Source organism: Streptomyces roseicoloratus (assembly GCF_004117935.1).
Classification (GTDB): Bacteria; Actinomycetota; Actinomycetes; order Streptomycetales; family Streptomycetaceae; genus Streptomyces; species Streptomyces roseicoloratus.
On the sequence record NZ_SDOY01000171.1, the window covers coordinates 1 to 11966 of the forward strand.

Consider the following 11966-nt stretch of genomic DNA (forward strand, 5'->3'; position numbering starts at 1 on the left):
GTGCTTGCGACACCGAGGGGCTCAAAGCGCAAACCTCACGCCGCCCATCCCTGAACGACTAGCTGCATGGCCGGGATTGCCGTCCCGTATGGCCCGCAGATTGAGGAGCTCGATGTCCAGTATGGACGAAGCCACCCCGAACACGCCATCGCTTCCCGCCGCCTGGCCGCCGGTCGCCGTCCCCGGCCAGCCGACCGCCCCCACGCCCACCCCTGCCCCGGACCCCGAGGGCGTAGACGTCCTGAACCTGCTCCGGGACGCCATCCGACGCTACGTCGTCATGCCGAGCGACGAAGCCCTGACCGCGACCACGCTGTGGGCGGCTGCGACCCACCTGCAGACCGTGTGGCAGCATGCGCCGCGCCTGGCCGTGGTCGGACCGGCCAAGCGCTGCGGCAAGTCGCGGCTGCTCGAAGTCCTGATCGAAGCGGTCCACGAGCCGCTGATCACGGTCAACGCCTCCGCCGCCGCGATCTTCCGCTCGATCGGCGAGGGCGACCCGCCCACGCTCCTCGTGGACGAGGTCGACACCATCTTCGGCAGCCCGAAGGTCGCGGAGAAGAACGAGGAGATGCGCGGCCTGCTCAACGCCGGCCACCAGCGCAACCGACCCACCCTGCGCGTCACCGGCCCCAACCACGAGGTGGTCAAGTTCGACACCTTCGCCATGGCCGCCCTCGCCGGAATCGGCGACCTCCCCGACACGATCATGGACCGGTCGGTCGTCATCCGCATGCGCCGCCGGGCCGAGACCGAGAAGGTCAGCTTCTGGCGCTACGGCCGCGACGACCTGGCCGTACGCGAGCTCCGCACACGGCTGGCGGCCTGGCTGGCCTCCGTACGCGAGAAGGCACTCGCCCTGGAGCCGAAGATGCCGGTCGAGGACCGCGCCGCCGACACCTGGGCCCCGCTGGTCAGCGTCGCCGACCTCGCGGGCGGACACTGGCCCGTCCTGGCCCGCACCGCGTGCACGGCCATGACCGACTACGAGGCCGGGCGCGACGAGGATGGCGGACTGAAGATCCGCATCCTCGCCGACATCCGCCGCGCCTTCGCCTCCGAAGGCGACCAGCCGACGATCCGCACCGGCCGCCTCCTGGAGATCCTCAACGCCGACCTCGAAGCGCCCTGGGCCGAACACAGCCCCAACGGGCTCACACCGCGCGGCCTGCAGATCCTGCTCCAGGACTACGGCATCAAGTCGGCCAACCGCCGCTTCCCCGGCGGCCAGCAGGCCAAGGGCTTCACCCGCGTCCAGTTCACCGACGCCTGGACCCGCTACTGCCCTCCCGAGGCAGCCGCCGCCCTCCCCTTCGAGCCCGACGCCTGACCCTCCCCGACTCGTCCCACTCGTCCCCGCGCAGGTCAGCGCGGGGACGAGTCACCCACCCGCAACGAGTCGACTCGACATCAACGCCCCACCCGTACCTGCCCTGACCAGCGGCGGGACGGGTGGGACGAGTCCCCGGCGCCCACAGCCGCCCACGCCCGGCGACCCCATACGGCATGCACAAGCCCCGCTTCCCCACCCTGGAGAACGCCCCCTTGCACTCCCCTGCCACAAACGCCCCGGCAGCCATACGCAGCCTCCGCGCCCGCAAAGCGCGGCTCACCTCGGCCGCCAAGAACGAAGCCCTTAAACAGAACGACGCTCCTGACGACGCTCGCCGATCACCCACACCCGCTGGGGGCCGTCGCTTGAACCGCCCGGGACGCTTCGCTCTCGTCGTCGGCCTGGTGGTCGTCGTCCTCATGGCCTTCCGGGTCTCATGGAACGCACTGTCAGACGTCGCCCGCGCCATCGGCGCCGACCCCACCGCCGCCGTGCTCTACCCGATCGTCGTCGACGGACTGATCGCCCTCGCACTGATCGCCACGCTCGTGCTGACCGGCACCGACCGGACCTTCGCCCTGACGGTCCTGGCGGGCTACACGATCGCCAGCCTCATGCTGAACTACGTGCACGGCCTCATCCCCGCCCTGCACACCGACTCGATCCAGTGGGGCCGACTGACCGACTCGAAGTACGTGGACTGGGCCCTCGTTCTACTGGCGACCTCCCTCCCGGTCGGGTCGATCTACTTCGGATCGGACCTCGTGGCCAAGGTCCTGCACCACCACTCCGAGTCGGCCGACTCCCCCGAAACGGCCTCCGGTAAGTCGGGTAGCCGGCAAGCCGACCAGTCGGCCGACGAGAAGGCCCCGCAGTCGGCGCCTGACCGGCCCGAATCGGTCCCCGGGCAGCTGACCGAGTCGGCCCCCACGAAGGCCACCGAGGCACCCGCGGCGCAGCCGGTCAAGGAAGCCGAACCGGCCCCCGCCACCCGACCGCCCCGGTCGGCCACAGTGGCGGAGTCGACCGGAGCCGCCCCTCGTCGGGCCACCGGTCGGGTCCCCACCGCTGCCAAGTCGACCGCCGCCCGTACCCGCACCCCCGCCGACCTCCTCGACCAGGCCCGACTCCTGACCGCCGACTGGAGCGATGGCCAGCTCACCGCCGACCGTCTGCGCACCGAGCTACGGATCGGCCAGGGACGCGCCCGCGTCCTGCGCGACCAGCTCCAGGCCGAGCGCACCGGCCAGACCCAGCCCGTCACGGATGGCATCCCCCAAGCCGGGCTGCTCAGCGGAACCGACACAGCCGCCTCCCCCGCAGACGCCCTCTGACCCTCGCCAGAGCTCAGGACGCGGCATCCCCGTGTCCCCGCGCTGCCACGCACGGGGACACGGGCCCGCGCACAGTCGAGCACTCGGCACCAGCACCAGCACCAGCACCAGCACCAGCACCAGCACCAGCACCAGCACCCCAGGAGAACCGATCCATGTACGACCCGAACAGTGAACTTGCCTCCTCCCAGCAGGAGATGCCCACCAGCCTCAACAGCGCAGCAAGTTGTCGGGTAAGGAGTCCTTGCCCGCCCTCCGCCCCAGGGGAGGCGGAGGCATCCGGCGCCGAGGGGGCACCGGGGTCGGCCGGCCCGGGGGAGCCGACTCGGGGAAAAGCCCCACAGCCGCCCACGCCGCGCCGCCGCCTTCGCGAATCCACGCTGCGCGAGAAGCGCGTCCACCCGCGCTACAGCGACGACGAGTTCGCCCTCCTCGCGAACGCCGCCGCTCTCAGCCGCATGCCCGTCGGCGGCTATGTCGCCGAGACCTCGCTGGCCGCCGCCCGCTCCGACGACCCCGCCGCCGCAGTCGCCGACTACCGGGCCATGGTCAAGGCGCTGATGGCCGCCAACGGGCAGCTCGGCAAGATTGGCGGCAACCTCAATCAGCTCGCCTGGCACCTCAACAAGGATGGCGCGTGGCCCGCGCTGGACCTCGTGCAAAAGCTGCTGGACCGGGTCGAAGCGTCGATCGCCGATGTGGACGTGGCCGTCGCTCAGGTGACCTCAGGGCGGTGACCACGTGATACCGAAGATCATCCTTGGCAAAGGTGCTCGCGCCACCCGTCGCCTCGTCGGTTACCTCTACGGTCCGGGCAGCGCCAACGAGCACACCGACCCGCACCTGGTCGCGTCCTGGAACGGCTTCGCCCCCGACCCCGGCCGCAGCCCCCACCGCAACCCAAAGCAGGTCGAGGACCAGCTCGCCGCGCAGCTCGACCAGCCCGTGAAGATGCTCGGCGACAAGGCACCGGAGACCACGGTGTGGCACTGCCCGGTTCGGGCCGCGCCCGAGGATCCGATCCTGACCGACGCCCAGTGGGCGGACATCGCCCACCGGATCGTGGCCGCCGCCGGCATCGCCCCCGAAGGCGACGAGGAAGCCTGCCGCTGGGTCGCCGTCCGCCACGCCGACGACCACATCCACATCGCCGCCACCCTCGTACGCCAGGACGGCCGCCGCCCCCGCCGCGACCACGACATCCGCGCCGTCCAGCGCGAAGCCCGCAAGATCGAAGCCGACCTCGGCCTGCGCCGCCTCAACCCCGGCGACGGCACCGCCGCCAAACGCCCCACCAGCAAGGAGCACTTCAAGGCCAAGCGCCAGGGCCAGGACACCACCACCCGCGAGATCCTGCGCACGCGCGTACGGCAAGCGGTGGCAGCCGCCTCCACCGAGACCGAATTCTTCGCCCTGCTGGAGGCGACCGGCGTCGCAGTGCGCCCCAAGACCGGACCGTCCGGCGACGTCCTCGGCTACAGCGTCGCCCTGCCCGGCGACCTCAACAAGCACGACGAGCCGGTGTGGTTCTCCGGCTCCACCCTCGCCGGCGACCTCTCCCTGCCCAAGATCCGCCACCGCCTCACCGCCACCCGCCCCGAACCGGCCACCGCCCGTGCGGCCGACCCTTGGCACCAGGCCACCGCCGCCACCGAACGCATCCCCCACCGCCTCACCCACGGAGACGACCACGTCGCCCAGGGCCAGCTCGTCGCCCTCGGCGGAGCCCTCGACCTGCTCCCCCTTACCGCACCAGCCGCCGCGAGGAGCGAGCTCGAACGTGTCGCCGCCCTCTTCGAGCGCGCCACCCGCTCCCGCATCACCGCCGACCTCGACAGCGCCCGCGTCCTGCGCCGCAGCGTCCAGACGATCCTGCGCACCCCCGCCGCGACTCGCGACGGCACCGGGCTGGCGATGCTGCTGGACGCCGCCCTCATCGCCGTGGCCTTCGCGAAGCACTGGCACCGCACCCACCAGCACGCCCAGCAGGAGGCAGCAGCCCAGCAGGCCCTCGTCCACCTCCAGACCGCGTACGCCCAGGTCGCCGTCCCGGTCCTGGACGACCTCGCCCGTCGCGCCCCCGGCATCCAGACCAAGCACCGCTACGCCCGCCATCTCCAGCAGGCCGCCCCCGATCACGCCGACCGCATCCTGAAGGATCCCGCCTGGGACTCCCTTGCCACTGTCCTCGCCGACGCAGAGACAGCCGGCCACAACCCGGCCACCCTCCTCGACCAGGCCCTCGGCCAACGCACCCTCGACGACGCCCGCAACCCCGCCCGCGCCCTGACCTGGCGCATCCACCGCCTCGGGCAACGCCACGCACCCAGCCCCCTCGCCCAGGCAGCCATGGCCCGCAGCACCACACGCCGTCCCAGCGCCCAGATCCACCCGCCGACGGCCACACCAGCCGCTGCACCGCAGCAGCCACACGTGCGGCGACGTTGACCGGCCGATGTGTTCCCCGAAGGAACGTCGAATGCGTTCCCTTGGGGAACAGCCGTCGCGTTCCCCAAGGGGACGGCGATCACCTTCCGGAAGAGCCTGCGATCTTGCCGTCCAGCAGCTCCAGCGCCTCCTCCCACCGGAAGCGGTCCGCTCCACCGCCTGCCTTGGGGCGGTGAGGCTCGTACGACCCGACCAGCACGCCCATGCCGCGCAGCTGGTCGAGGCTCCGGCCGTAGGCCGGGTGTGCGGCCATGGCTGCGTTCACGTACGGCAGGACAACTGTCGGGATGCCCATCCCGTACGCCTCGCACAGGATGCCGAGGGCGAGGGTGTCGGCGATGCCTGCCGCCCACTTGTTGACCGTGTTGAACGTGGCCGGGACAACGGCAATGGCGTCGGCGGGTGGGAGCGGGCGTGGGTCGCCCGGGCTGCGCCAGGCCGAGCGGATTGGGTAGCCGGTCTGGTTCTCGATCGCTTCGGTGTCGAGGAAGCCGAGCCCTTGGGGCGTGGCTATGACGCCGACGCCCCAGCCCTGCTCCTGCGCGGCGGTGATCAGCTTGTGGGCGTCGCCCGCGATGCCGGCGGCGCAGACGACGACGTACAGGAACGGCTGTGCGGTCACGCGGGGACTCCCAGTCGGCGGCTGAAGTGGTGGAGTTCGGGCAGCGTACGTCGCCGGTCGCGGGCGGCCATGTCGGCGACCAGGTCGCGGACGGCGGGGCGGCGTACGTCCTGGGCGGCGCAGGTCTCGGCGATGCGTAGGGCCTGGTAGCCCTCGGCGAGACGGCCCTGCTGGTTGTAGGCACGCGCGGCTTCGACCCAGAGCGCTGCTCGTCGTTCGGGCGCGGGAATGTGCCGGCGCATGAGGGGTGCCGCGGCGTTCAGGGCGATACCGGCGTCGCCGAAGGACACCGAGGCGCTGACGGCATGGATCGCGACGTTGGTCGGGCTGAAGTTGGCCCAGGCGTCGGGCTGGTCGAGCGCGACGTACCGGGCGACCTCCCGTGCCTCGTCGAGGAACTCCCGGGTGGCTGCGCGGTCACCGCCACGGCTGGCCGCGGTCGCTCCCCGCAGAAGCAGCAGACCGACGGCGGCGAGGTATCGGGGCGGGTGTCGATCGTAGGAGCCGGCGAGCTGGCCCGCAGTGTGGCGGACGAGGGTGACGGCCTGGGCGGTGTGTTTCTCGCGCGTCAGGACGTGGGCGTGAAGGCGGACGCTGGAGGCGAGGACGACGGGATCACCGGAGCGCTCGGCCTCTGCCATGGCTCGTCCCACCGCCAACCAGGCGTTGCCCTGGTCGCCCTGCTTGAGCAGCAGGCTCGTCGAGGTCCGGTACGCGGTGGCCAGAAGCCCGGCCGTCTCCTCGGCGTTGCGGTGATCACCTGTCGCCTCCCGCAGATCGGCGATGAGACCGGGCAGCATCGCCTCCAGCTCCGCGTAGTCGCATGTGCAGAAGAGGCGGCGGGCGGTGGTGAGTCTGTCCCGCAGGGGCTGCATCTCTCCGTTCCACGAAGAGGCGGATCCTGCTCTGGGACCAGGGAGAAGTGCGCGTACAAGGTCGTCATGGGCGGCGGTGGCGGGCGTCGGCGGGGCCGTGAGGGAGGCGATGCTCGCGGCGAGGAAGGTGCGGCGGCGCATGTCTTCTGTCTCGGGATCGTCGGTTGGTGCTGCTGACGGGGCGGGGTCGCTCAGGCCGAGGATGTGGAGCGGGATGCCGAGTTCGGCGGCGACGGCGCGTAAGACCCGGGTGTCCTCCGTGCCCCGTCCGTTCTCCAGGCGGCTGAGCTTCGACTGGTGGTAGCCCAGCGCGGTGGCAACGTCCGTCTGCGAGCGGCCGGCGCGCTGTCGGGCGTGTTTGATCGCCTCGCCGATCTTCTCGGCCTCGGTCTTCACGTCTGCCATCCATGCCCTTCCGTCCGCGTCGAGCATGCCCCTGCGGTCGAGCGTAGGCGAGTGATGCAGAGGCTTCATGCAGCTTCTGCATAGAAGATGCCGGACGGGCACACGGCGTCGCGAACGAGGCTGACCGCGCGGTTCCTTGGGGCGGTCGATCCGACTCCTGGAGGCCGCTCGTGGAAGCGCACCAGCTCACCTTGACTCTCCCGCCCACACCGGTCGCCGTGCCCACGGCACGACGCCGGATGCGGGAGGCCATAACCGCCTGGCCGGCGGTGCCCACGGCGTCGGAAGCCGTCCACACGGCCGAGCTGGTCGTCAGCGAGCTCGTCACGAACGCGGTCCGTTACGCCGGTCATCAGCCGATCAGCGTCGTGGCTCAGCTCTCCGACGCGGTTCTGCGGGTGGAGGTCAGCGACGTGAGCCGCACTCTGCCGAAACCGGCGCTCCCGAACGAGGACAGCGAGGGCGGACGCGGTCTCTTCCTCGTCGGTGTCCTCGCAGACCGCTTCGGCACGACGCCGACCGACTCCGGCAAGTGCTGCTGGGCCGAGATCGACTTGGCTGCCCCGCCCCCGGCCGGGACTGCCGCCGCCTTGTCCCTTCCCACGCAGAGGAGTTGTACGTGAGTACTCTCGTCCCCGCCGTCATGTCCCAGGTCATCGCGATCCGGCCCGGCCGGCCCCTCACCGGTGCCGTGACGGTCGACGGTTCAAAGAACGCCGCGCTCCCGCTCGTAGCCGCTGCGGCGGCCCTCCTTCGCCCCGTCCATCTCGACAACGTGCCCGCCAGCTCCGACGTCCAGACCCTGCTGGATCTGCTGCGGCAGGCGGGCTGGAACACCGCCCATCCCGTCGGCCACGACCACACCGTCCTCGTCCTTCCCCGCGAGACCGCCCCGACGCCCGACGGCCTGGGCGAGGCGGCGTCCAGCATCCGTGCCTCGTACTACCTCGTCCCCGCCCTGATCGCCCTGTGCGGCCGGGCCCGGCTTCCCTGGCCGGGCGGTTGCCGGATCGGCGACCGCGGGATGGAGCAGCACTTCAAGGTGTACGAAGCCTTCGGCGACCGCGTCCGCGTAGACGACAACGGGTACGCCGTCGAAGCCGGCAAGGCGGTTCGTGGCACGGTGTCGCTGGTCCTGCCGTTCCGGTCGCGCGGAGCGACGATCGCCGCGGTCCTGCGCGCCGTGGTCGCTGGTACGCCGCTGCGGCTCGGGCAGCCGAACCTCTCCCCGGAGGTCCTCGGCGTCCTGAACGCGCTGACGGCCGTGGGGTACCAGTGCCACCCCGGCGAGCGCGTCCTCACCCTCGTGCCGCCGTCTTCCGTCCCGGAAGGGGACGTACCCGTCTGGAAGGTGCCGGGAGACAAGATCGAGGCCGGGACCTTGGCCTGCGCCGTGGCCGCAACCGGCGGCACCGCGCGGATCGAGGGCGTCCACGGACCCGATGTCGCACCGCTGATCACGGCGCTGAACCGGATGGGCATCCCCACGACCGACGAACCGGAGACCCTGATCGTCCACGGACGGGACACCCAGCCGACCGGCCGCCCCCTGCGGGCCATGGCCACGCTGACTCCCGGTGGCCTCGACGCCGACTTCGAGCCACCGCTCCTCGGCCTGGCCCTGGGCTTCCCCGGCACCCACGCGTTCTCGGATCCGATCAACCCCGGGCGCCACAGCAACCTCATCCCCCAGCTCGTTCGCATGGGCGGCGAGATCACCGAACTGTCCTCCACCGAGTGCCGGTTCACCGGCCCCCAGAGGCTGACGGGTGCCGGAGTGGAGGCGACCGACATCCGCACGGGCTCGGCACTGATGGTCGCCGGCCTCAATGCCCGTGGCGTCACGACCCTCGGCGGGGTCGACCAGATCCGCCGCGGCCACGCCGACCTGCCCGGAAAGCTCCTCGCCCTCGGAGCCGACATCTGCGAGGTCACCCCGTGACCGCGACCAGGCGCTTCCAACGGATCATCGCCACCACCGACGTCCACTCGGCCTTCGCCGCCCCCCTGCCGATGCTCGCGCACCTGCACGCCATGAGGCACGACGGCCTCGTCGTCGACTGTGGGGACTTCTTCGAGGGCACCGGCTACTACCGGCTGGGCAAGGGAGCCATCGAGTGGGAGATCCTCACGACGCTGTACGACGTGCTCGCACCCGGAAACCACGGGTGGCCCCACTACTTCGAGCCTGGCCTGCGCGAGATGACGGTCTGCGCCAACGTCGTCGACGACGCCACCGGACAACCGCTGTTCGACCGTCTCCGTGTCGTCGAGGTACACGGCCGCCGGGTCGCCGTCACCGCGGTCATCGGCGTGAACGCGTTCCACACCATCCCCGCCGACCAGCGGACCGGACACCACGTCACCGACCCCGTGACCGCGCTACGCGAGCTGATGCTGGAACACCACCACCACGTGGACTCGTGGATCGTGCTGTCCCACTCTGGCTTCGACGAGGACCTCAAGCTCGCTGGCGCCTGCCCGTTCGTGGACGTCATCTTCGCCGGCCACTGCCACAGCGACACCTACGGACCGGTGCACATCGGCGACACCCTCGTGGTCAAGGGCCGTGAGCTGGCCACCGGATACGCCGCCGCCGAACCCGTCGGCTCCGGTTGGGCCGCCCGTACCACCGCCTTCCCCGCCCCGACAACGGTCCCGGACAGCCTCGCCGCCCTGGACGAGAAGATCGCCTCCACCTGCCGGATGCTCGCCACTCCCCTCGGCACCCTCCACGAGCCCTACCGCGACACCGTCCTCGACCGCCACCGGTTCCTCCAGGACATCACCACCCGGCTGCACACCGGCCTCGGCGCCGACGCTGTCCTCCTCAACGAAACCGCCCTGCGCTCCACCCGCCTGGGCGACGTCCTAACACTCGGAGACCTGCTGGCCATCGAGCCGTTCGACAACCAGCTCGTCCACGCCTTCCTCCCCGACCGGTACACGAAGGACCTAGACGGCCTGCTGACACACCTGACCGAGCACGTCGGCCCGCTGGCCTTCACCCCCCGACCGCTTCCTCGGGGCATCCGGTCCATCCTGACCACCCACTACCTCGCCGACACCTACCTCAGCGGACGCACCCACCAAGCCGGCCTCCGCCTCGGCGAGGCCGTCCGCGGAACCATCGCCACGCCGCTTCCCGCGCCCTCGAACAAGGACGGTGCCCGATGATCCTCACCGGCCCCGAGATCACCGCCGCCGCCCGTGACGGCCGCCTGGCCATCAGCCCGTTCGAACCCGGGCAGGTCAACCCCAACAGCTACAACGTCCGCCTCGGCCCCACCCTGCTGACCTACACGACCGCCGTCATCGACGCCCACCAGCCCAACCCGACCGCCACGGTCGAGATCGGCGAGGACGGGTACGTCCTCCAGCCCGGCGAGCTCTACCTCGGCCACACCCTCGAACAGGTCGGCTCCGACACCTTCGTCCCGCTGCTATTCGGCCGCTCCTCCGTCGGCCGACTCGGACTGTTCGTCGAGATCACCGCCCCCATCGGCGACATCGGCTTCCACGGCCAGTGGACCCTGATGCTCTCCCCGATCCGGCCCCTGCGCGTGTACGCGGGCATGAAGATCGGGCAGATCATGTTCTTCGTCTCCACCGGCGACGTCGACCTGTACGCGGGCAAGTACCAGGCCGCCGACGGCCCCCAGCCCTCCCGCTACTGGCGGGACGCCGCCCGCGTCGGGGCGGTCGCCCCGTGATCCTCACCGGCCCCGCGATCATCGCCGCCGTCCACGCCGGCGAGATCACCATCGACCCGTACGACCCCGCCCGCGTCTCCCCGAACGCCTACGACTGGCGCCTCGGCGACACCCTCCGCGTCTGCGCCGGCGACCTCGACGCCGCCATCCCCACCACCTACACCGAGCAGGCGATCCCCACCACCGGCCTGGTACTCCAGCCCGGCCTGCTCTACCTCGGCGTCACCCACGAGCGCACCGGCTCGGAGGCGTACGCGCAGATGCTCAACGGCGACCGCACCATCGGAGCCCTCGGCATCTGGGTCCACGTCTCCGCCCCGCTCGGACACCAGGGCCACGCCATCCGCTGGACCCTGGAGATCCGCGCGGCCCGGCCCGTCCGCGTCTACCCGGGCATGACGTTCGGCAAGCTGGTCTTCCTGGCCTCCCAGGGCACCCCGGCCAGCTACCAGCGGCAGCTCGCGAAGTACGCCTCCACCGACGGGATCGACATCTCCCGCCTCTACGAGGAGATCGACGGAGGCCGCCGGTGAGTCCTGACCGGAATCCGCTGGTCGCCACCTTCCTGGACCTGCCCGTCGGCAGCCCCGGCGGCAGCGTCGAACTCTTCCTCGACCTCTACACCGGCGAGAAACCCCTCATTCCCGCAAGGGCCTTCATGCTCGCCCCGACCGGACCCCGCCCGCGGACACCGGCCGGCCTCGACCTGCTCAGCGCGAGCGGTAAGTGCCTGGAGGGCCCCGCCTTCCACCGGTACGTCTCCCACCTGCGCCAAGCCCTGACGGCCGCGATCAACCCGTCCCAGATCGACGTCCTGCACCTGCAGCACCTCGCCTTCGGCGCCACCCCCGCCCTGATCCGGGCCCTGCCCGCGCACCCCCGCATCGCCCTGGTCCACGGCACCGACCTGCTCTTCGCCGAAGCCCACCGCGACCAGCTCCAGATCCTGCGGGCCACCGCCCGGGCGGCCGATGCCATCGTCGTCCCCACCGGTGCCATGGCCGACCACCTCCTCAAGCTCGCCCCGCAGACCGACCGCCGCAAAATCACCCACATCCCTTGGGGCATCCCCGACCGCCTCCTCACCGACCCGCCCGCCCGAACCACCCACACATCCAAGAGCCACCTCCGCCTGCTGTACGCGGGCCGGCTGACCGCCGAGAAAGGCGTCGAGGCCCTGATCCGGAGCGTGGCCCCGCTCCAGGGCGTCGAGCTGTCGATCGCCGCCCCCAGCGC

12 protein-coding genes are annotated in these 11966 nt (G+C 71.4%); 10 read left to right on the forward strand and 2 right to left on the reverse strand.

The window, feature by feature from the left end; all coding sequences use genetic code 11:
• Positions 1-121: 121 nt before the first annotated feature.
• From ESG85_RS30875 to ESG85_RS30890, 4 genes are all read left to right on the forward strand, one after another.
• A complete protein-coding gene (locus ESG85_RS30875) occupies positions 122-1330 on the forward strand; it encodes a DUF3631 domain-containing protein (protein WP_128984489.1) in 1209 nt (402 codons plus the stop codon).
• Positions 1331-1698: 368 nt separating this feature from the next.
• Positions 1699-2667, forward strand: a complete 969-nt coding sequence (locus tag ESG85_RS30880) for a DUF2637 domain-containing protein (protein ID WP_164986360.1) — start codon at positions 1699-1701, stop codon at positions 2665-2667.
• A gap of 155 nt (positions 2668-2822) precedes the next feature.
• A complete protein-coding gene (locus ESG85_RS36830; RefSeq protein ID WP_342781436.1) occupies positions 2823-3404 on the forward strand; it encodes a plasmid mobilization protein in 582 nt (193 codons plus the stop codon).
• Positions 3405-3408: 4 nt separating this feature from the next.
• Positions 3409-5115, forward strand: coding sequence for a relaxase/mobilization nuclease domain-containing protein (locus ESG85_RS30890; protein ID WP_128984483.1), 1707 nt, complete (start codon positions 3409-3411; stop codon positions 5113-5115).
• A 79-nt stretch (positions 5116-5194) separates the two neighbouring features.
• Here the strand turns inward: ESG85_RS30890 and ESG85_RS30895 are convergent, their stop codons facing one another.
• Together ESG85_RS30895 and ESG85_RS30900 are read right to left on the reverse strand one after the other, a co-directional pair.
• Complete coding sequence (locus ESG85_RS30895) at positions 5195-5737, reverse strand: flavoprotein (RefSeq protein ID WP_128984484.1); 543 nt, start codon at positions 5735-5737, stop codon at positions 5195-5197.
• Complete coding sequence (locus tag ESG85_RS30900) at positions 5734-7017, reverse strand: helix-turn-helix domain-containing protein (protein WP_128984485.1); 1284 nt, start codon at positions 7015-7017, stop codon at positions 5734-5736. The genes ESG85_RS30895 and ESG85_RS30900 overlap by 4 nt, the downstream gene beginning before the upstream one ends.
• Positions 7018-7187: 170 nt before the next feature.
• Between ESG85_RS30900 and ESG85_RS30905 the strand changes: the two genes are divergently transcribed.
• The 6 genes from ESG85_RS30905 to ESG85_RS30930 form a co-directional block, all read left to right on the forward strand.
• Positions 7188-7640 carry an ATP-binding protein gene (locus tag ESG85_RS30905; RefSeq protein ID WP_164986361.1) on the forward strand — a complete coding sequence of 151 codons (453 nt, stop codon included), beginning with the start codon at positions 7188-7190 and terminating at the stop codon, positions 7638-7640.
• Positions 7637-8959: a UDP-N-acetylglucosamine 1-carboxyvinyltransferase gene (locus tag ESG85_RS30910; RefSeq protein WP_246095446.1), complete on the forward strand. Its 1323-nt coding sequence runs from the start codon at positions 7637-7639 to the stop codon at positions 8957-8959. Before ESG85_RS30905 ends, ESG85_RS30910 begins: the two co-directional genes overlap by 4 nt.
• On the forward strand, positions 8956-10194 hold the full coding sequence (locus tag ESG85_RS30915) for a bifunctional UDP-sugar hydrolase/5'-nucleotidase (RefSeq protein WP_128984486.1): 1239 nt from the start codon (positions 8956-8958) through the stop codon (positions 10192-10194). The genes ESG85_RS30910 and ESG85_RS30915 overlap by 4 nt, the downstream gene beginning before the upstream one ends.
• Entirely contained in the window at positions 10191-10730 is a 540-nt protein-coding gene (gene dcd / locus ESG85_RS30920; protein WP_128984487.1) for a dCTP deaminase, read from the forward strand. The genes ESG85_RS30915 and dcd overlap by 4 nt, the downstream gene beginning before the upstream one ends.
• Positions 10727-11263, forward strand: coding sequence for a dCTP deaminase (locus ESG85_RS30925; protein ID WP_128984488.1), 537 nt, complete (start codon positions 10727-10729; stop codon positions 11261-11263). The genes dcd and ESG85_RS30925 overlap by 4 nt, the downstream gene beginning before the upstream one ends.
• Positions 11260-11966 (forward strand): glycosyltransferase (locus ESG85_RS30930; protein WP_164986344.1); only part of this gene is annotated, 707 nt, incomplete at its 3' end. The genes ESG85_RS30925 and ESG85_RS30930, both read left to right, overlap by 4 nt.